Below are 22005 nucleotides of genomic sequence, written 5' to 3'. Positions count from 1 at the left end.
GCGACTGCGGGGCTCGCAGGACCGGCTCACTCCTCGCGCTCACGGCTGCACCTGCACGCCGAGGTGCTGCCGGACCAGCGCGGCGAGCCGGGCGTCGTCGAGGGCGCCGGTGGCGTCGGTGTGGCGTACCCGGCCCTGCGCGTCGACCAGGAGGGTCAGCGGAATGGCGTTGCGCCCCAGCTCCCGTTGCAGCGCCTCACCCTGGTCGAAGAGCATCGGGAAGCGGACGCCGAAGTCCTCGCCGATGGACTGCGCGGCGCTGCGGCTGTCCCGGCTGTTCACGCCGATCACCTGCAGCGTGCCGGCCGTCCGCTCACTGAGCCGCTGGAAGGCGGGCAGCTCCTTGCGGCAGGGCGGGCACCAGGAGGCCCACAGGTTGACCACGGCGGGGCCACGGACGTCCCGCAGCGCCACCGGAGCACCGCCGGTGAAGCAGGAGAGGGTCAACTCGGGCAGCAGCGCACCGGCGCCCTGGTCGCCCGGCACGGCGGTACCGGTCGCGGTGGTGCCGGTCGGGGTGGCGGGCGTGGCGGTGCCGGTCGCGGTGTCAGCGGTCGCGGGCGTCGGCGCGGAGGCGCCGACCGCGCGGGTCAGCGTCGCGCAGTCGGCGAAGGGCGAGGGGCGTTCGGGCCGGGCGACCGGGGTGGGGACGCTCTCCGGCCCGGTGGCGGTGCAGCCGGCCAGGGCCAGCAGAGCGGGGACGAGCAGTGCAGCGAGCCGCCGGTTCACGGCACCTCCGCGACGACGGCCTGCTGCGGCACCAGCTCCGGGTCGACCCCGGCGGCGACCGCGAGGTCCCGCGCCCGGGGGCCCTTGAGCAGCTTCGCGGCAGCGGCCGGCTCGGTCGGCCCGGTCCCGTACGACGGGCAGAGCTTCGCCAGCGTGCAGGCCCCGCAGGCCGGCTTGCGGGCGTGGCAGACCCGCCGGCCGTGGAAGATGATCCGGTGCGAGAGCATGGTCCACTCGCGCTTCGGGAAGAGCCCGCCGATCTCGTGCTCGATCTTCACCGGGTCGGTCTGCGCGGTGAGCTTCCAGCGCTGCACCAGCCGCTGGAAGTGGGTGTCGACGGTGATCCCGGGGACGTCGAAGGCGTTACCGAGGATCACGTTGGCGGTCTTGCGGCCGATCCCGGGCAACGTCACCAAGTCGGTCAGCCGGCCGGGCACCTTGCCGTCGTACCGCTCGACCAGCGCCTGACCGAGCTTGATCAGCGAATCCGTCTTGTTGCGGTAGAAGCCGGTCGGCCGGATCAGCTCCTCCAGCTCCGCCCGGTCGGCCCCGGCGTAGTCCGCGGCCGCCGGGTAGCGGACGAAGAGCTTCGGAGTGACCTCGTTGACCTTCTTGTCGGTGCACTGCGCGGAGAGGATGGTCGCGACGGCCAGCTCCAGCGCGTTGGAGTGGTCGAGTTCACAGTGCGCGTCGGGGTGCGCCTCGGTCAGCGCCCGGCCGATCCGCCGGGCGCGCCGGGTGCGGCCGAGGTCCGTCTCGGCCCGGCCGGGGGAGCTGATGGTCACGCCGGCCAGCCTACGTCGCCGGGCCGACCAGCCGTCGGGTCCACGCCCGGCCTCGACGGTCAGCCGGCCGGCGGGGCGCTGATCTTCCCGGCGGCGTCGAACCGGGCGCCGGTGCGCGGGAAGTCGGCGCGGCTGAGCTGTTTGACCAGGCCGAGGCCCTGGTCGGCGGAGTCCATGGTCGGCTTGCCCACCGAGTTCATCCGGGTGGAGGTGAACGAGCCCCCGGCGAAGCTGCCGTCCGGCTTGAGCGAGACCTTGAGCACCCCGCCCCAGCCGAGCCGGCCGGTCGGATTCAGCGACCGGCCGCCGCCGGCGAAGTTGCCGAGGCTGTAGGCGATCAGCCGGCCCTGGTAGAACTCCATGCCGCGCAGCACGTGCGGGCCGTGCCCGACGATGAGGTCGGCTCCGGCGTCGATCATCGCGTGGGAGAACTTGACCGGGTCGCCCCGGTTCTCGCCGTAGAACAGCTCGGTGCCCGGCTTGACCTTGGTCTTGTCGGCCCCCTCGGCCCCCATGTGCACCTGCACCACCACGATGTCGGCCATGGTGGCGGCCTTCTCGACGACCGCCGTCGCGGCGTCGATGTCGGTCAGGCTGTTCGACCAGGGGTACGAGGAGAAGCCGGCCACCGCGATCTTGACGCCCTTGACCTCCATCACGGTGATCTGGTCCGGGGCGCCGGTGTGCTTGAGGCCCTGCTTCTCCAGCGCCTTCTGGGTGTTCGCGTATCCCTGCGGTCCGTAGTCGTAGCCGTGGTTGTTGGCCTGGTTGAGCAGCTCGAAGCCGGCTTCCTTGAGGTGCGCGGCGTAGCTGGACGGGGCCCGGAACTGGTAGCAGGCGGTGGAGTTCGCCCCGCACTTGCCGGTGCCGGTGTCCTCGGTCAGCGGCTCCTCCAGGTTGCCCATCACCAGGTCGGCGGCGAGCGCGTCGGAGATCTCGTCGAAGAAGCCCTTGCCGTTGTCCGCGGGGAGCCGGGAGGGGGCGTTGCCCATGATGATGTCGCCGGTCGCGGAGAGCGAGACGGCCTGGCCGGCGGGCTCGGAGCCGTCGACGGCCGGGGACGGTGCGGCGCTGGCCCCTCCGCCGCCGCCGCGCTGCCAGACCGGTGCGGTGTCGTCGTCCGAGGTGCCGCAGCCGGCACCGAGCAGCACGGCGAGGACCGCGCCGGCAGCGAGCGCGGCGCGGCGGCGGGTCCGGGAAAACGCGGGAGCGTACATCGCTGGCGACCCTACCGGGTAGGTAACGGCGCGACGATGGCCGATCGGGCGGAAGTTCAGCCCGCCTGCCGGTCGGACCAGGGCACGCAGGGCACCGACCCGCCGTCGCGGACAGCGGCGTGCACGGCCCGGGCGAGCGGCGCGCCCCAGGTGGACCGGGGGCCGCCGTAGGGCTCGGCCGGGCCGTCGGCCGGGCAGAGCACGGTGACCGCGTCGGTGGGCGTACCGGTGGCGGGCAGGCCCAGCTCCCAGATCGCCTGCGCCTTCGCCTCGGTCGCCGTGGCGACGGCGTTGACCAGCGCGGCGTCGCCGAGCGCCGCCGGGACGTACACGACGATGTTGACCGTGCCCACCCGCTGGGCCGGCGCGGCCGGGGCGGGCGCGGCGGCCCAGATGGGCGTGCCCAGCCCGACCGTCGCCCAGGCCCGCACGCCGGTGTCGGCCCGGGCCACCACCTCCGCGACGTCCACGCCGGTGAGCAGGCCGACCCCGGGCCCGGCCAGGCCGAGGCCGTCGGCCAGTCCGGCCAGGTGGGCCGCGGGGTCGTCCCGGTGGTACGACATCGGCACGGTCGCGTTCACGACCCAGTTCCGGACGCCGATCCCGCCGCCGAGCGGGCCGGAGCCGGCCGCCCGCAGCGGCCCCTCCGCACGCCACACCAGTAGCGGAATGTCCCACCCGTCCTCGGCACGGGTGGTCAGGGTGGGGTCGCTCAGCACGCCGGTCACCCTACGACCATCGACGGCGACGGCCGGTCATCACCCGGCCACGGTCGCGAGATCGTAGCCCCTGATCAGGGCGGGAAGGTTACGCCCAACGATCAAGATTCCAGGGGTGCACCTCTGATTCGTGCTCACGTGCGCCTAGACTTGTCGGCGCGCGAGGGATAAGCGGACGGCGGACCCGGCCGACGGACGGCGGCGCGCAACCGGAGGTGCGCGATGGACGAGGTACTGGCCCGCAGCGGGATCTTCCAGGGTGTCGACCCGGAGGCTGCCGAGGCGCTCGCCAAGGAGATGGAGACGATCGACGTCCGCAAGGGCGAGATCGTGTTCAACGAGGGCGAGCCCGGCGACAGTCTCTACATCCTCCTGTCGGGCAAGATCAAGGTTGGGCGTCGGGCAGCCGACGGCCGGCAGAACCTGATCGCCGTGATGGGCCCGTCGGACATGGTCGGTGAGCTGTCGCTCTTCGACCCCGGTCCGCGTACGGCGACGGCCACCGCGGTGACCGACACCCGGCTGGTGCGGCTGCGCAAGCAGGCACTGCGGCCCTGGCTGAACAACCGGCCCGAGATCGCCGAGCAGCTGCTGCGGGTGCTGGCCCGCCGGCTCCGCCGGACCAACGACTCGCTGGCCGACCTGATCTTCACCGACGTGCCGGGCCGGGTCGCCAAGAACCTGCTCCAGATGGCCGGCCGCTTCGGCACCCGCGACGGCGGCGTGCTGCGGGTGACCCACGACCTCACCCAGGAGGAGATCGCCCAGCTCGTCGGCGCCTCCCGGGAGACCGTCAACAAGGCGCTGGCCGACTTCGCCTCGCGGGGCTGGCTGCGGCTGGACGGCAAGAGCATCATCATCCTCGACCCGGAGCGCCTGGCCCGCCGCGCGCGGGTCTGACCAGGTCGAGACGAACGTCCCGGCCCGGCCCGCCGTCGTGCGGCCCGGGCCGGCCCTTCGTCGTCACGGCAACGAGTCGTCGCGCCGCTCCGTCCGCCACGGGTCCTGCCGCTTGCCGCCCCTGGGCCCGGGCCGGCGATCCGGGCGCGTCTGCCCGGCGCAGAATTCCTGGACTCCGGCGCGGGCCGGGGCCAGGCTGGGGCGATGCTCGAACGTGTCGCCGTTCTCTCCGACATCCATGGCGCACTGCCCGCGCTGGAGGCCGTACTGGCCGAGCCGGACGTGGCCGCCGCCGACCTGATCGTGCTCACCGGCGACATCGCGGCCGGCCCGCAGCCGGTCGAGGTGCTGGACCTGCTCACCTCGCTCGGCGATCGGGTCTGCTGGGTCGGCGGCAACGCCGACCGAGAGCTGGTGGAGGCGCGGACCGGTCGGCCCTCCCCGATCGAGGTCTCGAACTGGGCCGCCCAGCAGCTCCGCGACGATCAGGCGGCCCGGTTGGCGGCGCTGCCGCTGACGGTGACCCTGGAGGTGGCCGGCCTCGGACCGGTGCTCTTCTGCCACGCCACGCCCCGCGACGACGAGGAGGTGGTGCTGGTGGACTCCCGGATGGACCGCTGGGCCGAGGTGTTCGCCGGGGTGCCGGCCGAGGTGGGCACGATCGTCTGCGGGCACACGCACATGCCGTTCACCCGGCTGGCCGACCGGCGGCTGGTGGTCAACCCGGGCAGCGTCGGGATGCCGTACGGCGGCGCCGGGGCGTGGTGGGCCCTGCTCGGGCCGGGCGTGCAACTGCGCCGCACTCCGTTCGACGTGGACGCCGCCTGCGCCCGGGTCGCCGCCGAGTCGGAGTTCCCCGAGGCCGCCGCGTGGGCCGACGAGTACCTGCGCTCCCGGCACAGCGACGCCGACGCGCTCACCGTCTTCGGCCCCCGGGACGGCCGCTGACGCCAGCGAACCTCCCGAACAGAGGGCCCGGCCGGGCAACTCTGCGCGGCTCACGGGCTCGCGCGGCTCACCAGCCGACGCGGCCGACGCGGCCCATGCGGTGGCCGGTGCGGGCGGCTGCCGATCGCGTGGGACGGCGAGAGCAGAAAAAGTCAGTCTTGACTGTTTGTTTCGGGAGCGGCACGCTGTCCCCGTGTCCACCGCATCGACGCGCGTCCCTCAGCAGGAGCGCAGCCGCGCCACCCAGGCCCGACTGCTCGAGGCGACCGTCGACTGCCTGGTGGAGCACGGCTGGTCGGGCACCACCACCACCGTGGTCGCCGCCCGGGCCGGTGTCTCGCGCGGCGCCCAGCTGCACCACTACCCGACCAAGGCGGCCCTGGTCACCGCCGCCGTCGTCCACCTCGCCGACCGGCGGGCCGCGGAGCTGCGCGCCGAGGCGGAGGCCCTGCCGGCCGGGCCGCAGCGGCTCGACCGGGTGGTCGACCTGCTCGGCGTGGCCTTCACCGGGCCGCTCTTCGTCGCCGCCCTCGAACTCTGGGTCGCCGCCCGCACCGACGCCGAACTGCGCGACGCGCTCGTGCCGCTGGAGGCCCGGGTCGGCCGGGAGATGCACCGGCTCACCGTGGCGCTGCTCGGCGTCGACGAGCGCCGGCCCGGCGTACGGGAGGCCGTGCAGGCCACCCTCGACCTGCTCCGCGGGCTGGGCGTGGCCAACCTGCTCAGCGACGACTCCGCCCGCCGTACCGCCCTGCTGCGCACCTGGAAACGCCAGCTCGCCACCCTGCTCACGCCCGACGCCGCCCCACCGGAGCACGCCGCGCCGGCCGGGGCGGAGCCCGGACGCGAGCGGCAGTGACCTGATCCGTCCGTCCTGACCGGCACACCCGCCCGGAGGCACCATGGTCGACCTGACAGCACTGCTCGCGGATCTGGCCGCCGAGTCCGAGCAGCTCGACGCCCTCGTCGCGCCGTTGCCGCCGGAGACCTGGGCACGGCCCACCCCGGCTCCCGGGTGGACGGTCGGGCACCAGATCGCCCACCTCGCCTGGACCGACGAGATGGCCCGGCTCGCCGCCACGGACGCCGCCGCGTTCTACGCGTCGGTCACCTCCGCACCGGACGTCAGCCGGCTGGTCGACGACGCCGCGGAGCGGTTCCTGGCCCCACCGGCCGAGCTGCTCGACCGCTGGCGCGGCGGCCGGGCCGCGCTCGCCGACGCCCTCACCGCCGTCCCGCCCGGGGAGAAGCTGCCCTGGTACGGCACCCGGATGTCGCCCGCCTCGATGGCCACCGCCCGGATCATGGAGACCTGGGCGCACGGGGAGGACGTGGCCGACGCGCTCGGCGTCACCCGCACCCCGACCGCGCGCCTGCGGCACGTCGCGCACCTCGGCTTCCGTACCCTCGGACACGGCTTCGCCGCCCACGGCCGGGCGCTGCCCACGGCGCCGGTCCGGGTCGAACTGACCGCACCCGACGGTGACACCTGGGCCTTCGGACCGGCGGACGCGGCGGACCGGGTCACCGGCCCGGCCCTCGACTTCTGCCTGCTGGTCACCCAGCGCCGGCATCGCGCCGACCTGGCGCTCGTCGCGACCGGCGAGACCGCCGGCGAGTGGCTGGACGTGGCCCAGGCCTTCGCCGGGCCGCCCGGCACCGGCCGGGAACCCCGGGCGGCGAGCGGCACCGGGGTCCCGGCATGAGCGCCGCGCTGCGCGTCGGCAACGCCTCCGGTTTCTACGGCGACCGCTCCACCGCCTGGCGGGAGATGCTCGACGGCGGCGAACTGGACGTGCTCACCGGTGACTACCTGGCCGAGCTGACCATGTTGATCCTCGGCCGCGACCGGATGCGCGACCCCGCGCTGGGGTACGCGAAGACGTTCCTGCGCCAGCTCGAAGGCTGCCTCGGGACCGCGCTCGACCGAGGCGTGCGGATCGTCACCAACGCCGGCGGGCTGAACCCGGCCGGCCTGGCCGCCGCGATCGGCTCACTCGCCGACCGGCTCGGCCTCACCGTCCGGATCGGGTACGTCGAGGGCGACGCCCTGGCGCGTCCCGACGCGCTCACCGCGAACGCCTACCTCGGCGCGTTCGGCATCGCGGCCTGCCTCGACGCCGGGGCGGACGTGGTGGTGACCGGCCGGGTCACCGACGCCTCGCTGGCCGTCGGGCCGGCGATCGCCCGGTACGGCTGGGGCCGGGACGACCTGGACGCGCTCGCCGGGGCGACCGTCGCCGGGCACCTGATCGAGTGCGGGGCGCAGGTCACCGGCGGCAACTTCAGCTTCTTCACCGAGTTGCCCGACGGTGGCCACCGGCCCGGCTTCCCGATCGCCGAGATCCACCCGGACGGCTCCTCGGTGCTCACCAAGCACCCCGGCACCGGCGGGGCGGTCACCGTGGAGACCGTCACCGCCCAACTGCTCTACGAGGTGGGTGGTCCGGCGTACCTGGGGCCGGACGTGGTGACCCGGCTGGACACGGTGACCCTGCACCAGGAGGGGCCGGACCGGGTCCGGGTCTCCGGCGTCCGGGGCACACCGCCGCCGGACACCCTCAAGGTCGGCGTCAACAACCTCGGCGGCTTCCGCAACTCGATGACGTTCGTCCTGTGCGGACTGGACGTCGCGGCCAAGGCGGCCCTGGTCCGGGGCCAGCTCGAGGAGGCCGTCGGCAAGGAGGGGCTGGAGTTCACCCTCGCCCGCACCGACCACCCGGACGCGACCGACACGGAGGCGGCGAGCGCGCTGCTGCACGTACACCTGCGCGACGGCGACAAGGCGCGGGCCGGGCGGGCCTTCTCGTCGGCTGCGGTGGAGCTGGCGCTGGCCTCCTATCCCGGCTGCACGTTGACCACGCTGCCCGGCGACGCCACCCCGTACGGCGTCTTCACCGCCGACGCGATGCCGCAGGACGCGGTCGACCACGTCGCGGTGCTGCCCGGCGGCGAGCGGGTGCCGATCCCCCCGCCGCCCCGTACCGACACCGCGCCCGGCGGCAACCTGCCGCCGCCGACCGAGCCGAGCGAGCCGACCGCCGCTGCCGGCGGTGACGGGGCCACCCGGCGGGCACCGCTGGGCGAGCTGGTCGGGGCGCGCTCCGGGGACAAGGGCGGCGACGCCAACCTGGGCGTCTGGGCCCGCACCGACGCCACCTGGGCCTGGCTGCGCGACTGGCTCACCGTCGAGCGGCTGGCCGTGCTGCTGCCGGAGACCGCGCCGCTGGCCGTCGAGCGGTACGAGCTGCCCCGCCTGCGGGCGGTCAACTTCGTCATCCGGGGGCTGCTCGGGCAGGGGGTGGCCGCCTCGACCCGGTTCGATCCCCAGGCCAAGGCGCTCGGGGAGCTGCTCCGCTCCCGCGTGGTCGACCTGCCGGCGGCGCTGCCCGCCGGCGCACCGGCGCAGGGCGGGGAGGCGGGCGCATGACCATCGTGGACACGCCGGAGCGGCGGCAGCTGCGCGAGCTGACCCGGGCCTTCGTGACCCGGGAGGTGCTGCCGCACCTGGACGACTGGGAGCGCGCCGGCGAGGTGCCGCGCGAGCTGCACGCCACCGCCGCGAAGATCGGCCTGCTGGGCATCGGCTTCCCCGAGTCGGTCGGCGGCAGCGGCGGCGACCTGCTCGACTCGATCGTCGTGACCGAGGAGATCATCCGCTCCGGTGGCTCGTCCGGGCTGGTGGCGGCGCTGTTCACGCACGGCATCGCACTGCCGCACATGGTCGCCGCCGCGGGCGGCCGGACCGGGGGCACCCTCGGCGCTCGGCTGGGCGGCGCCTGGACGGCGGGCGACGACGACCTGGTCGACCGGTACGTCCGCCCCACCCTGGCCGGGACGATGATCGGCGCGCTGGCGATCACCGAGCCGGACGGCGGCTCGGACGTCGCCGCGATCCGTACCACCGCCCGCCGGGACGGCGACCACTACGTGGTGAACGGGTCGAAGACCTACATCACCAGCGGGCATCGGGCCGACTTCGTCACCACGGCGGTCTGCACCGACTTTCCCGGCAGCGGCGAACTCAGCCTGCTGGTGATCGACAAGGGCACGCCCGGCTTCACGGTGGGGCGCCGGCTGGAGAAGCTGGGCTGGCACTGCTCGGACACCGCGGAGCTCTCCTTCGTCGACGTCCGGGTACCGGTGACCAACCGGATCGGCGAGGAGAGCACCGGCTTCCTGGCGATCATGCAGCACTTCGCCGCCGAGCGGCTCTCGCTGGCCACCCAGGCGTACGCGACCGCGCAGCGCTGCGTGGAGCTGGCCACCCGCTGGTGCCGGGACCGGGCCACCTTCGGGCGCCCGCTGGCCAGCCGCCAGCTGATCCGGCACCGGCTCGCCGAGATGCACACCCGTGCCGAGGCGGCCCGGGCGTACGTGCACGAGGTGGCCGCCCGGGTGGCGGCCGGCGAGCCGGTGGTGACCGAGGTGGCGATGGCGAAGAACGTCGCGGTGGCCGCCTGCGACCACGTGGTGGACGCCGCGCTGCAACTGCACGGCGGCTTCGGCTATCTGCGCGACGCCGAGGTGGAGCGGCACTACCGGGACGCCCGGATCCTCGGCATCGGCGGCGGCACCACCGAGATCATGAACGAGATCATCGCGAAGGGCATGGGGCTGTGAGCACACTGGACAGCACGGTCGACCCGTCCACGCCGGCCCACCGGGCCAACCGCGAGGCCCTGCTGGAGCGCCTGGCCGAGCTGGACGCCGCGCTCGGGCAGGCCCGCGCCGGCGGCGGCGAAAAGTACGTGGCCCGGCACCACAAGCGCGGCAAGCTGCTCCCCCGGGAACGGATCGAGCTGCTGCTCGACCCGGACAGCCCGTTCCTGGAGCTGTCCCCGGTGGCGGCGTACGGCACCGATTTCCCGGTCGGGGCCAGCGTCGTCACCGGCATCGGCGTGGTCGAGGGCGTGGAGTGCCTCGTCGTGGCCAACGACCCGACGGTACGCGGCGGCGCGGTCAACCCGTGGTCGCTGGCGAAGACCCGGCGGGCGGGCGAGATCGCCCTGGCCAACCGGCTGCCGATGATCAACCTGGTCGAGTCGGCCGGGGCGGACCTGCCCACCCAGGCGGAGATCTTCATCCCGGGCGGCCGGGTGTTCCGCGACCTGACCCGGCTCTCCGCGGCGAAGATCCCCACGGTCAGCGTGGTCTTCGGCAACGCCACCGCGGGCGGCGCGTACGTGCCCGGGATGTCCGACTTCACCATCATGATCCGGGACCGCTCGCAGGTGTACCTGGCCGGCCCGCCGCTGGTGAAGATGGCCACCGGCGAGGTCACCGACGACGAGTCCCTCGGCGGCGCAGCGATGCACGCGTCGACGTCCGGGCTGGCCGACTTCCTCGCCTCCGACGAGCGGGACGGCATCCGGCTGGCCCGGCAGTGCGTCCGCCGGCTCAACTGGCGCAAGCAGGGCCCGCCGCCGCGCAACCCGGTGCCCCAGCCGCCCAAGTACGACCCGGAGGAGCTGCTCGGCATCGCCAGCGCCGACCTCAAGGTGCCGTTCGACCCGCGTGAGGTCCTCGCCCGGGTGCTCGACGGCAGCGAGTTCGACGAGTTCAAGCCGAACTACGGCACGGCGCTGGTCACCGGCTGGGGCGAGCTGCACGGGTACCCGGTCGGCGTGCTGGCCAACGCCCGGGGCGTGCTGTTCAACGCCGAGGCGCAGAAGGCGGCCCAGTTCATCCAGCTCGCCAACGCCGCCGACACCCCGCTGGTCTTCCTCCAGAACACCACCGGCTACATGGTCGGCACCGAGTACGAACAGCGCGGCATCATCAAGCACGGCGCCCTGATGATCAACGCGGTCTCGAACTCGAAGGTGCCGCACCTGACCGTGAACCTGGGCGCCTCGTACGGCGCCGGCAACTACGGCATGTGCGGCCGGGCGTACGAGCCGAGGTTCCTCTTCACCTGGCCCAACGCGAAGTCGGCGGTGATGGGGCCGGCGCAGCTCGCCGGGGTGCTCTCCATCGTCGCCCGGCAGGCCGCCGCCGCTCGGGGGCGCGACTACGACGAGGAGTCCGACGCGGCGATGCGGATGATGGTCGAGCAGCAGATCGAGTCCCAGTCCGGCGCGCTCTTCCTCTCCGGCCGGCTCTACGACGACGGGGTGATCGACCCCCGGGACACCCGTACCGTCCTCGGGCTCTGCCTGTCGGCGATCCACAACGGACCGGTGAAGGGCGCCGACGGCTTCGGCGTCTTCCGGATGTAGAGGGGCCACATGATGATCAACCGACTGCTCGTGGCCAACCGGGGCGAGATCGCCCGCCGGGTCTTCGCCACCTGCCGCGCGCTCGGCGTCGAGACGGTCGCCGTGCACTCCGACGCCGACGCCCGAGGGCCGTTCGTCGCCGAGGCCGACCAGGCGGTCCGGCTGCCGGGGAACACGCCGGCCGAGACGTACCTGCGGATCGACCTCGTCCTGGACGCGGCCCGGAAGACCGGCGCGGACGCCGTCCACCCGGGCTACGGCTTCCTCGCCGAGAACGCCGAGTTCGCCGCGGCGGTGACCGACGCGGGGCTGACCTGGGTGGGCCCGCCGGCCAAGGCGATCGCCGCGATGGGCGACAAGATGGAGGCGAAGGCGCTGCTCGCCGAGGCGGGCGTGCCGATGCTGCCGACCTGGACCGATCCCGACGAGATCACCGACTTCCCGGTGCTGGTCAAGGCGTCCGCCGGCGGTGGCGGGCGGGGCATGCGGGTCGTGCGCGACGCCGCCGACCTCGCCGAGGCCGTCGCCTCCGCGCGCCGCGAGGCGGCCGCCGCGTTCGGCGACGGCACGGTCTTCGTCGAGCGGTACGTGGAACGCGGCCGGCACGTCGAGGTGCAGATCTTCGGTGACACCCACGGCACCGTCGTCGCGCTCGGTGAGCGGGACTGCTCGATCCAGCGCCGGCACCAGAAGATCGTCGAGGAGGCCCCGGCGGTGGTCGGGCCGCAGCTGCGGCAGCGGCTGCACGAGGCGGCGGTGGCCGCCGGCCGGGCCGTCGGCTACGTCGGCGCGGGCACGGTGGAGTTCCTGCTCGCCCCGACCGGCGAGTTCTTCTTCCTGGAGATGAACACCCGGCTCCAGGTGGAACACCCGGTCACCGAGGCGGTCACCGGGCTGGACCTGGTCCGGCTGCAACTGCTGGTCGCCGAGGGCGAGCCGCTGCCGGTGGCGGCGACCCCGCCGGTCGACGGCCACGCGATCGAGGTACGCCTCTGCGCGGAGGACCCGGCCCAGGGCTACCGGCCCGCGACCGGCACCCTGCACCGGTTCGCCGTCCCGGGGGTGGCCGGCGAGTTCACCCCGACGAAGGGACTGCGGCTGGACTCGGGGGTGACGGACGGTTCCACGGTCGGCGTGCACTACGACTCGATGCTGGCCAAGCTGATCGCCTGGGCGCCGACCCGGGCGGAGGCGGTCCGGGCGCTGGCCGGCGCGCTGGCCCGGGCCGAGTTCCACGGCGTCGCCACCAACCGGGACCTGCTGGTCCGGGTGCTGCGCAGCCCCGAGTTCGCGACGGCCGAGGTGGACACCGGCTTCCTGGACCGGCACGAGGAGGTCTTCGCCCCCCTGCTGGCCGTCGCGCAGGTGCCACAGGCCGCGCTGGCAGCCGCGCTGGCCGGGGCGGCCGGGCGGCGGGCATCCGCACCGGTACTGGCCGGGCTCCCCTCGGGCTGGCGGAACGTGCCCGCGTTCCCGCAGGTCACCCGCTATGCCGGACCGGACGGTGAGATCGAGGTCCGGTACCGGCTGGACCGCACCGGCGCCCTGGCGGAATGGTCCACCGATCCGGCACCGGGCGCGGCGCGCGCCGACGGGCCGGCGGCGGGGGACGGAGCCGGGGCGGCGGCGGGCACCGAGCCGACCGGCGGCGATCCGTCCGAGCAGCCGCCGACGGTGGCGCTGGTGGAGGCCACGCCGGGCCGGGTCGTGCTCGACGTCGACGGGGTGCACCGGGCGTTCCGCGTACACCGGGTGGGGTCGGCGGTCTTCGTGGACGGCCCGGACGGGGCGACGAGCCTGGCCGAGCTGCCGCGTTTCCCGCTGCCCGGCACGGAACTGGCGGCCGGGTCGCTGCTGGCGCCGCTGCCCGGCGCGGTGACCCGGGTGCACGTCGAGGTCGGGCAGCGGGTCGCCGCCGGCGAGCTGCTGCTGACCCTGGAAGCGATGAAGCTCGAACACCCCGTGCTCGCCCCGACCGACGGCGTGGTCGCCGAACTTCCGGTACCGGCCGGCGGCCAGGTCGACACGGGTGCCGTGCTGGCCGTGGTCAACCCCGAGTGAGCCCTGGAGGCCCGCGATGAACTTCGACCTCACCCCCGAGCAGGACCAGCTCCGCGACGCCGTCCGCGCGCTGGGCCGCAAGTACGGCCACGACTACTTCGTGGCGAAGGCGAAGGCCGGCGAGCACACCACCGAGCTGTGGAGCGAGGCCGGCCGGCTCGGCTACCTCGGCGTCAACATCCCCACCGAGTACGGCGGCGGGGGCGGCGGCATCACCGAACTGGCCCTCGTCTGCGAGGAGCTGGCGGCGGCCGGCTGCCCGCTGCTGCTGCTGGTGGTCTCCCCCGCCATCGCGGCCACGGTGATCAACAAGCACGGCACCGACGAGCAGCGCAAGCGGCACCTGCCCGGCCTCGCCGACGGCACCCAGAAGATCGTCTTCGCGATCACCGAGCCGGAGGCCGGGTCCAACTTCCACCGGCTCGGCACGGTGGCCCGCCGCGACGGCGACGACTGGCTGCTCTCCGGCCGCAAGTGCTACATCTCCGGCGTCGACGAGGCGCAGTACGTGCTGGTGGTGGCCCGCACCGAGGACGAATCGACCGGAAAGCTCAAGCCGGCGCTGTTCATCGTGCCGACCGACGCGCCCGGGCTGACCCGCTCCAAGCTCGACATGGAGATCCTCTCGCCGGAGAACCAGTTCCTGCTCTACCTCGACGACGTGCGGCTGCCCGCCGACGCACTGGTCGGCGAGTCGCTGGACGCCGGGCTGCCGGCGCTCTTCGCCGGGCTCAACCCGGAGCGGATCACCGTCGCGGCGATGGGCGCCGGCACCGGCCGGTACGCCATCGAGCGGGCCAGCGAGTACACCGCCACCCGCAAGGTCTGGGGCGGCCGGAGCATCGGCTCGCACCAGGGCGTGGCGCATCCGCTCGCGCACGCGGCGGTGCAGGTGGAACTCGCCCGGCTGATGATCCACAAGGCGGCCACCCTCTACGACGCCGGCCGGGACCTGGAGGCCGGCATCTCCGGCAACATGGCCAAGTACGCCGCCGGTGAGGCCGCCGCGCTCGCCGTGGACACCGCCGTGCAGGCGCTCGGCGGGGCCGGCATGACCACCGAGTACGGCGTGGCCACCCTGCTCGGCGCGGTACGCGCCGGTCGGATCGCCCCGGTCAGCCGGGAGATGATCCTCAACTTCGTCGCCCAGCACGTGCTCGGCCAGGACAAGTCCTACTGACCCGGGCCGAGGAAGAACCGATCGCGGGGGCACCCGCAACGACGCGTGGGGCCGGTCCAGGTGGCCCGGCCCCACCGCGTCGTGACGGAGGCGGCGTGTCGTCGGCGCGCTCAGCCGACGGCGCGGCAGGCGGCGTCGATCCGGTGCACCGGTCGGACCCGCCGGCCCGTCCCCTCCAGCAACGAGTCCTCGACGTGGAAGTCGCGGATGCGCAGCCGGTGCCGGGGCAGCTCCTCCTCGCTGGGGCAGAGCACCTGCGCACGCACCTGGTCCACCGGCACGTAGCGGACGCCGCCGCGCTCCTGGAGCAGCACCACGTTCACGTCGTCCACGGTCACCACGTGCCCGCGGACGTCCTCGGTGACGCCGGGCGCGGACTCCACGGTGGTGACGGTCAGCGGCAGCACCGGCGTGCTGATCACCGGCAGCGCGGCCCAGACCAGCATGGCGAGCACGGCGGCCTCGGTCAGCGACGCCAGCGGGCGGATCACCGCCGCCGGCAGCGGACCGGTGACGCCGAGCGCGAGCAGCGGCGGCGCGACCAGCAGCAGCAGGGCCAGCAGCTCTCCCTGCCGCCAGGCGTCGCGCAGGGTCGGCGCGAGCAGCCAGGCGTACCCGGCGAAGAGGGCGGCGAGCAGCAGCAGCCGCGGCGCGACCTGCTCATGCAGCCGGGCCGGGGTGAGCTGGAACGCGGCCACGAAGGCCGGGATCAGCAGCGGCAGGTAGAGCAGCTGCCAGGTGACCAGGGCGAGCAGGAAACTCGCGACCACGAACCAGGCCGGGGTGATGTCCACCCAGCGGACGAAGAGCGGCCGGCGGACGGCGGCGGGCATCCGCTCCACGCTCACCCGGAGCACCGCGCCGAGCGCGAAGACCGCGACCAGGCCGGTGGAGAGCAGCCGCGCGGCAGTGGTGAGGAACCCGGCCAGCAGGTTGACCGGGCCGACGTTCGCCACCAGCAGCAGGGTGGTCTGCAGCTCGCCGCCGGCCTCGACGCCGAGCCGGAGCACGGAGAAGATCGCCGGCACGCCGACCACGGCCGTCCAGAACGACTGGCTGGCCCGGGCTCGCCGCTCGGCCGGGTCGTTCCCCTCCCACGCCGGCCCGGCGGGGCCCCCGTCCCGCGTGGCGGGCACCGCCGGGGCGTCCACGGCCGGCGCGCTCACCGCCGGGGCGCCTTGTCGTCGAAGTCGACCAGCCTGGGGACGTCCAGCGGCTGCGGCTGCGCCTTCGGCCCCTTCATCCAGGGCCCCAACGTCCGGTTGTACGCGGTCAGCCAGGGACTGCTGATTCCGCTGCGCCCCTGCTGGTAGCTCTTGTCGAGGAAGAAGGCGACCAGATCGCGCAGGGCCGGGTCGCCGATCGGCACCCCGATGCCGAGGGTCTCGCTGGTGCCGAAGGGCATGTCGACGATCTCGAACTCGGTCGGGTACTGGGAGAGGAATCCGGCGAGGATGGTCTCGTCGGAGCTGACCGCGTCGTACCGTCCCTCGCGGATGCCCTTGACGCAGTCGCCGACCCGCTTCACCACCAGCGCCTTGACCTGGTGCTTCTCCAGCTCGGCCTCGGTGGTCGAACCGCCGCTGGTGCAGATCTTGTAGGTCGGGTCGCGCAGGTCCTCGATGGTGCGGATCTTGTCCTTCAACCGGTTCGGGACCATCACCTCCTGCGTGGTGACGAAGTACGGCCCGGCGAAGCCGACCTGCTTCTTGCGCTCCTCGGTGATGGAGAAGCTGCTGACCACCAGGTCGACCACGCCACCCTGGAGGGCCGGAATCCGGTCCTCGGTGGCCAGCGAGACGAACTCGATCCGCTGGTCGCCCTCGTAGCCCAGCGAGGCGGCGACGTACCGCGCGATCTCGACGTCGAAGCCGACGTAGGTGCCGTTGCGCAGCTCGCCCATCAGCGGCTCGGTGGCCGCCACCCCAATTTTGATCTTCGGCTGGCCGTCGATGTGCGACTCGCGCAGCTTGTCCAGCACCGAGGGGAGCGGCGGGTCCTGCCGGTTGTTGCAGCCGGCCGCGGCGGCCAGCGTCAGGGTCAGCGCCACGGCGAGCGTGGTCGCGACCGAGCGGAACCGCGGGGAGGAGTTGTTCATCGGGCGACCTCGCTGACGGACACGGCCTGCGGAACACCGAGAGTAGTGGCACCCGTCCACTTCGGTAGCCGTGTGGACGGTGTCGGAAGTGACCGGGGTACGACAGGCGACCCGAGCGCCTGCCGTACCCCGGCGTCTGTCAGCGGACCGTCAGCGTGCCCACCGCGGGCAGCGGCGCGACGACCGGCGGCAGCCGCTTCGGCTCACCCCGGGCCGGCTGGCCCTCGGCGGCCAGCGCGCTCTTCGGCGCGGCGGCCCGGGTCGTCTCCGGCTCCTTCGGCTCCTCGACGAAGGGCTGCACGTCCCCGACGCAGACCGTGCCCTTCTTCGGCAGCGTGCCCTTCAGCAGGTACGCGTCGACGGCACCGGTCGCGCAGGCGGACGTGCCGTACGCGGTGTGCCCCCAGCTGTCGCTGCTGAGCAGCCGGCTGTTCGGCAGCAGCTTCGCCGAGCTGACCGCCGCGTCGTAGTTGGTCGCCGGGTCCCAGTAGTTGCCGACCACCAGCACCGGGGCGCTGGTCCGGCGGTTGAACGGGCCGGTGTAGGCGTCCTCGTCGCGCACCGTCCAGGTGTTCCGGGCGCACGGCGCGGTTCCCCAGGCCCAGGCCCGCCCGAAGTACGGGGCCCGCTTGTCCTCCTTGGCGCTCAACGCCGGCCAGGAGCCCGCGTCCGCCGGGTGGTACGCGTCGGTGCAGTCCACGCCGAGGAACGCCTCCAGCCCGTTGTAGTACGGGAAGTCGAACCGGCGCTGCTGGCGGGCCTGCTCGGCGCGCTTGGCGACGGCCTTGCGGGCCTGCGCCAGGCGGGCCGCGGTGGCCGATCCCGGGTCGGTGAGCACCAGCAGGTCCTCGGTGATCGCCACGATGTCGGAATAGCCGTACGGGCTGTAGAGCGAGCTGAGGCTGGCACCGACGAAGTCGGCGTAGGTGACGGTGAACGAACCGCCGTCCGGATCCTCGATCACCACCGGCTTCTTGCGCAGCCGCTGCGCCACCAGCTCGTACGAGGCGACCGGGTCACCGGCCGCCAGGGAGCACTTCTCCTTGCCGGCCTTGTCGCAGCGGAGCAGGATCTCGCGCAATGCCTCGTACGCGCCGTCGGCGCTGCGCAGCCGGGTCTCCTGGAGCTCCTTGCGGGCCTTGCCCTGGCCGACCCAGGCGTTCGGGTCGAGCATCCCGTCGACGGCCAGCGCCCGGATCCGGTCCGGGAACATGTTGGCGTAGTACTGGCCGAGCGCGGTGCCGTAGCTGAAGCCGAGGTAGTTGAGCTTCTTGTCGCCGACCGCCCGGCGCAGCACGTCCATGTCGCGGGCGACCTCGGCGGTGGACATCGCCCCGGTCAGCGGCTTGCCGGTGGTGGAGCAGGCCCGGCCGACCGCCTTCGACGAGGCGATGTACGCCTTCTCCTCCGCCTTCGTCCACGGGAACGCCATGTTCAGCCCGGCGTACGCCTTGGTCTGGTCCTTCACGGACGAGAAGCACTTGACGTTGTCGCTGGCAGCCACGCCGCGCGGGTCGACGCCCACGATGTCGAAGCGGTCCAGCAGCGCGTCGGAGAGGAAGTACGGCGCGGCGAGCGCGATGTCGGTGCCGGAGCCACCGGGGCCGCCCGGATTGAGGAACAGGCTGCCGATCCGGGCCTGCTTGTCGCGGGCCTTGACCCGCAGCAGCGCGACCTCGGTGGTGGCACCCTTGGGCTGGTCGTAGTCGAGCGGCAAGCGGGTGGTCGCGCACTCGGCGTAGCCGTAGCAGGCGTACCAGTCGAGCTTGGGCGTGGGGACGCGGTCGACCCGCCGGGCCTCGGCGGGGCTGGTGCGGTCCGTTGTGGTGGGTCGACCCCAGCCGGCGGTGACGGGCGACGCGGTTGCGGGCGCGACCGCCGATCCGGCGAGGACGAGGCCGGCGATTCCTGCCGCGGCCAGGGACCGGTAATTACGTGGCATGTGCTGCCTTCCGGTGGAGGACGGGGATTGCCGAGGTGACCCTCGACCTCCGTCACCCTAGGGGCGGTCGGCAACGATTGTGGCCCGGCGAAACACCACCAAAGGGACAGATTCCCTAAAGGATGTAACGAATTTTTCATTCTCGACGCTGTTCGGCTTTCTTCCGCCTCAGTCGTCGAGCTCCTTGAACCAGTCCGGCTCCGGCCCGTTCGTCGGCCCGCCCATCTCCGGCGGTACGTGGTCGTCGACCACCCGCCAGCCGGCGGCGTCCGCCCGCAGCAGCAGGAAGGCGTCGATCTCGCTGTACGGGGCGCCGACGGCGTACACGGTGCCCGCGTCCACCGTGGCCCTCTCCAGCGAGCAGACACTCTTCGGATCCGGCCGGGCATTGCCGCAGTCGCCCACGTACCGGTGGTCGGCGCCGTAGTTGGCGGTGACGTACCGGGAGATGGCCTCGGCGGGAGACGCCGCCGCGGCCCCAGGGGTCGCCGACGCGGAGGCGGCCGCAGCGGCGGCGGACGAGGTGGCCAGCACGGAGGGGCGCGCCTGCGGCGACGACCCCGACGAGCAGGCGCCGAGCGCGCCCGACACCAGCAGTGCGACGACGATCCGGGACGTCCGGTCCATCGGCGTTCCTCCCTAGGGCGACGTCACCGCATCATCGCACCGCCGGCCCCGGCGGATCGGTCAACCCGGTTGCACCGGTGCGCGGGTTGACACGGCGTGTCACCGGGCGATGCTTGTCGGGTGGCACGTTTCCTCAGGCCGGGCCCGCGCGTCGTGGCGGCGGTGGCGTCACTGGCCGCCGTCGGGGTGCTGGTGGTCCTGCTCGTGCGGCACCCGGCCGGCATCCTGACGGTGGGTCTGGCACTGCTCTGCGTGCTGCTCACCACGGTCGCCGGCACCGCCGTGGCCGCCCTGCGCGAAGGTGCCGGGCCCTTGGCGTCGGACGCCGTCCCGCCGGGGCTGCCGGACGCCGGCGCCCCGGTGCTCGACGCGGACACCCTCGACGCGCTGGACAGCGCGGCCGTCCGCACCCGGCTGGCGGAACTGGACGAACTCAGGGACCGATGAGGGTGGGCGAGGCCAGTGCGTCCACGCCCTTGCCGGCCAGGCAGCGGTACGTCCGGCCGGTGTCCGTGCCGCTGGGCGGCAGGACCTCCAGGTTCCACCCGGTGGGGTAGGCCAGCCCGCTGGTGAGCCGGAAGGTCCGCGCGTTGCAGACCCGGCGGACCGCCGGGTCCGCGCTGACCGCGGCGTGCCCCGCGCCGACCAGCGCGGCGGGCAGCTCACCCTCCACATAGGTCTCCCAGGTGTGCCGGCCGTCGCAGGACACCTGCGGCGCCTCGGCCCGGTCGCCCCGCAACCGCACCGGCCCGAAGCACTCCAGCCCGGGCGCGCAGTGCGCGCCGGGGGGCAGGGTCACCGAGGACGAGCCGGCCACGCAGCCCGGCAGGGAGCCCCACGCGGCCGGCGAGGTGGGCGCGGTGGTGGTCGGCGTCGGCGTGGGGGCGGCCACGGACGAGGCGTTGCCGGCCACCCAGGCCCCGGCGCTCGCCGAGGCGGCCAGGGCCAGCACCCCGGCGCCGCCGAGGAACCACCGCCGCCGGCGCCGCTCGCGCGGCACGGTCGGGTGGGCGTCCTGCGCCACCGGCCGCGGCGGGCCGGACCGGTCCACGGTGTACGGCCCGGAGGGGCCACCGGAGATCGGCGCTCCGCTCACCGGCGCACCACTGACCGGGGACGGGGCCGGGCCGAGCGGCAGGGCGGTGAGCAGGTCCCGCAGCTCGATCGCGGAGGGACGCGCGCCCGGGTCGTTGGACATCCCGGCGCGGAGCACGTCGACCAGCTCGGTCGGCACCCCGGGCAGCTCCGGGATCGGCTGGTTGAACATCTCCAGCACGGTGACCAGGCTGGGATTGCGCTCCGACTGCCAGCGTGGCGGGCGACCGTGCATCACCGCGTAGAGGGTGGCGCAGAGCGCGTACACGTCGACGGCCGGCGAGGGCGGGCTGTGGCTGAACATCTCCGGCGGGGCGTACGCCGGGGTGAGCACCTCCAGGGTGACCGACGCGTCGCGCACCTCGGCCAGCACGGCCAGCCCGAAGTCGGCCAGCACCGCCGGATTGAAGTGCGAGTGCAGGATGTTGGCCGGCTTGACGTCGCGGTGCAGCACCCCGGCCGCGTGGGAGTGGGCCAGCGCATCGGCGATCTTGATGCCGAGGTCACGGGTCTCCGCCGGGCCGAGCGGCGAGGTCCGCATCCGCTCGGCGTACGAGCCGTCGCAGAGTTCCATGATCAGATAAGGGTGCTGGTCGACGGTGACCCCGACGTCGAAGAGGTCGACCACGTGCGGGTGCGACGACATCTTCCCGGCGGCCCGCGCCTCCCGCAGGAACCGGGCCTGGTCCCGCTCGCTGTCCAGCGTGCGGTTCTCCACCTTGACGGCGACCTCGCGCCCCACGGAGATCTGGGTGGCCCGGTAGACGGTGGCGTAACCACCCCGGGCAAACACCTGCAGATCGGTCAGACCGGGCACGATGGGCAGCCGGAGGGCGCCGGGCGGGGTCTCGGTCACGACTCTGAAAATACCCGTCCCGCCGGAGCGCTCAGCGGACCGTACCGGCGGCCGGTGCGGGACCGGCGCTCTCACCGGCGGCCGGCGGACCGTCGTCCGGGCCATCGACGGACGTCGGCGCGCCTGCCCGGCGGGCGTCCCAGCGCAGGCCGACGGCGGTGGCAAGCGCTCCCAAGCCCTCCCAGAGCGCGACCCCGAAGAACCGGTCCGGCGCGACGTCGGCGAGCACGATCAGGGTGAAGACGGTGAAGGTCACCAACCGGAAGACGACGGTGAACCGGTAGAACGCCCGCCACTCCGTGGCGACCGCCAGCAGGTAGTAGACGCCCATGTTGAACGAGGCCATCGAGGAGGCGATGAGGAACGTGCCGGTGTAGTCGCCGGCCGCCCGCCGCGCCGGCACCTCGAAGCCGAGCAGCCGCAGCTGCGCCTCGGGCCAGACCAGCCCGAGCGCGCCGAGCAGCAACGCCAGGACGCCGAAGACCGCGATCGTCCAGCCGGCGCCGGAACGCGGCAGCCTCATCTGTCCTCCCCACCCCCGAATCGCGACCGGCTGCCCGGCCGCGTGGAGAGACACGCTAACCGCCCCCACCGACACGCACATCCCCGAAACCGCCAGACCTCCCC

At 73.9% G+C, this 22005-nt stretch carries 20 protein-coding genes; 10 read left to right on the top strand and 10 right to left on the bottom strand.

Annotated features, from left to right (window positions below):
* Positions 1-39 precede the first annotated feature (39 nt).
* From ACSNN7_RS18425 to ACSNN7_RS18410, 4 genes are read right to left on the bottom strand one after another with little or no spacing between them, the layout of a single operon-like run.
* On the bottom strand, positions 40-729 hold the full coding sequence (locus ACSNN7_RS18425) for a TlpA family protein disulfide reductase (protein WP_436682048.1): 690 nt from the start codon (positions 727-729) through the stop codon (positions 40-42).
* A complete protein-coding gene (gene nth, locus ACSNN7_RS18420) occupies positions 726-1514 on the bottom strand; it encodes an endonuclease III (RefSeq protein ID WP_436682047.1) in 789 nt (262 codons plus the stop codon). The genes ACSNN7_RS18425 and nth overlap by 4 nt, the downstream gene beginning before the upstream one ends.
* A 59-nt stretch (positions 1515-1573) precedes the next feature.
* Complete coding sequence (locus ACSNN7_RS18415; protein ID WP_436682046.1) at positions 1574-2731, bottom strand: CapA family protein; 1158 nt, start codon at positions 2729-2731, stop codon at positions 1574-1576.
* Between the two features lie 56 nt (positions 2732-2787).
* A complete protein-coding gene (locus tag ACSNN7_RS18410; protein ID WP_436682045.1) occupies positions 2788-3450 on the bottom strand; it encodes an adenosylcobinamide amidohydrolase in 663 nt (220 codons plus the stop codon).
* Positions 3451-3672: 222 nt separating this feature from the next.
* Between ACSNN7_RS18410 and ACSNN7_RS18405 the strand changes: the two genes are divergently transcribed.
* The 9 genes from ACSNN7_RS18405 to ACSNN7_RS18365 all read left to right on the top strand — a co-directional run bounded on the left by ACSNN7_RS18405 (position 3673) and on the right by ACSNN7_RS18365 (position 14760).
* A complete protein-coding gene (locus tag ACSNN7_RS18405) occupies positions 3673-4350 on the top strand; it encodes a Crp/Fnr family transcriptional regulator (RefSeq protein WP_067306583.1) in 678 nt (225 codons plus the stop codon).
* A gap of 204 nt (positions 4351-4554) precedes the next feature.
* Positions 4555-5298, top strand: coding sequence for a metallophosphoesterase family protein (locus ACSNN7_RS18400; RefSeq protein WP_436682044.1), 744 nt, complete (start codon positions 4555-4557; stop codon positions 5296-5298).
* A gap of 193 nt (positions 5299-5491) precedes the next feature.
* Positions 5492-6157 carry a TetR/AcrR family transcriptional regulator gene (locus ACSNN7_RS18395; protein ID WP_436682043.1) on the top strand — a complete coding sequence of 222 codons (666 nt, stop codon included), beginning with the start codon at positions 5492-5494 and terminating at the stop codon, positions 6155-6157.
* Positions 6158-6200: 43 nt separating this feature from the next.
* Positions 6201-7004, top strand: a complete 804-nt coding sequence (locus ACSNN7_RS18390; protein ID WP_436682042.1) for a TIGR03084 family metal-binding protein — start codon at positions 6201-6203, stop codon at positions 7002-7004.
* Complete coding sequence (locus tag ACSNN7_RS18385) at positions 7001-8728, top strand: acyclic terpene utilization AtuA family protein (RefSeq protein WP_436682041.1); 1728 nt, start codon at positions 7001-7003, stop codon at positions 8726-8728. The genes ACSNN7_RS18390 and ACSNN7_RS18385 overlap by 4 nt, the downstream gene beginning before the upstream one ends.
* Positions 8725-9921 carry an acyl-CoA dehydrogenase family protein gene (locus ACSNN7_RS18380; RefSeq protein WP_436682040.1) on the top strand — a complete coding sequence of 399 codons (1197 nt, stop codon included), beginning with the start codon at positions 8725-8727 and terminating at the stop codon, positions 9919-9921. The genes ACSNN7_RS18385 and ACSNN7_RS18380 overlap by 4 nt, the downstream gene beginning before the upstream one ends.
* A complete protein-coding gene (locus ACSNN7_RS18375; protein WP_436682038.1) occupies positions 9918-11519 on the top strand; it encodes an acyl-CoA carboxylase subunit beta in 1602 nt (533 codons plus the stop codon). Before ACSNN7_RS18380 ends, ACSNN7_RS18375 begins: the two co-directional genes overlap by 4 nt.
* A 12-nt stretch (positions 11520-11531) precedes the next feature.
* Positions 11532-13580 (top strand): biotin carboxylase N-terminal domain-containing protein, encoded by a 2049-nt coding sequence (locus tag ACSNN7_RS18370; RefSeq protein WP_436682057.1) that lies wholly within the window; start codon positions 11532-11534, stop codon positions 13578-13580.
* Between the two features lie 16 nt (positions 13581-13596).
* On the top strand, positions 13597-14760 hold the full coding sequence (locus ACSNN7_RS18365) for an acyl-CoA dehydrogenase family protein (RefSeq protein ID WP_436682037.1): 1164 nt from the start codon (positions 13597-13599) through the stop codon (positions 14758-14760).
* A gap of 110 nt (positions 14761-14870) precedes the next feature.
* On the opposite strand, the gene ACSNN7_RS18360 is transcribed toward ACSNN7_RS18365, so the two are convergent.
* The 4 genes from ACSNN7_RS18360 to ACSNN7_RS18345 all read right to left on the bottom strand — a co-directional run bounded on the left by ACSNN7_RS18360 (position 14871) and on the right by ACSNN7_RS18345 (position 19427).
* Positions 14871-15926, bottom strand: a complete 1056-nt coding sequence (locus ACSNN7_RS18360) for a hypothetical protein (RefSeq protein ID WP_436682036.1) — start codon at positions 15924-15926, stop codon at positions 14871-14873.
* Entirely contained in the window at positions 15923-16858 is a 936-nt protein-coding gene (locus ACSNN7_RS18355; RefSeq protein ID WP_436682035.1) for a transporter substrate-binding domain-containing protein, read from the bottom strand. The genes ACSNN7_RS18360 and ACSNN7_RS18355 overlap by 4 nt, the downstream gene beginning before the upstream one ends.
* A gap of 139 nt (positions 16859-16997) precedes the next feature.
* Positions 16998-18800, bottom strand: a complete 1803-nt coding sequence (locus ACSNN7_RS18350; protein ID WP_436682034.1) for an alpha/beta hydrolase — start codon at positions 18798-18800, stop codon at positions 16998-17000.
* 168 nt (positions 18801-18968) lie between these two features.
* Positions 18969-19427, bottom strand: coding sequence for a hypothetical protein (locus tag ACSNN7_RS18345; protein ID WP_436682033.1), 459 nt, complete (start codon positions 19425-19427; stop codon positions 18969-18971).
* Between the two features lie 120 nt (positions 19428-19547).
* Here ACSNN7_RS18345 and ACSNN7_RS18340 point away from each other — a divergent pair, with 120 nt between their 5' ends.
* Positions 19548-19874 carry a hypothetical protein gene (locus ACSNN7_RS18340; protein WP_436682032.1) on the top strand — a complete coding sequence of 109 codons (327 nt, stop codon included), beginning with the start codon at positions 19548-19550 and terminating at the stop codon, positions 19872-19874.
* On the opposite strand, the gene ACSNN7_RS18335 is transcribed toward ACSNN7_RS18340, so the two are convergent.
* Together ACSNN7_RS18335 and ACSNN7_RS18330 are read right to left on the bottom strand one after the other, a co-directional pair.
* On the bottom strand, positions 19861-21378 hold the full coding sequence (locus ACSNN7_RS18335) for a serine/threonine-protein kinase (protein WP_436682031.1): 1518 nt from the start codon (positions 21376-21378) through the stop codon (positions 19861-19863). The genes ACSNN7_RS18340 and ACSNN7_RS18335 overlap by 14 nt on opposite strands.
* A 31-nt stretch (positions 21379-21409) precedes the next feature.
* Complete coding sequence (locus ACSNN7_RS18330) at positions 21410-21901, bottom strand: hypothetical protein (protein WP_436682030.1); 492 nt, start codon at positions 21899-21901, stop codon at positions 21410-21412.
* Positions 21902-22005: the final 104 nt, after the last annotated feature.

The sequence above is a fragment of the Micromonospora sp. URMC 105 genome (assembly GCF_051386295.1).
Taxonomy (GTDB): Bacteria; Actinomycetota; Actinomycetes; order Mycobacteriales; family Micromonosporaceae; genus Micromonospora.
The sequence above is the reverse complement of the archived record's forward strand: the minus strand, read 5'-3'. Positions and strand labels throughout refer to the sequence as shown.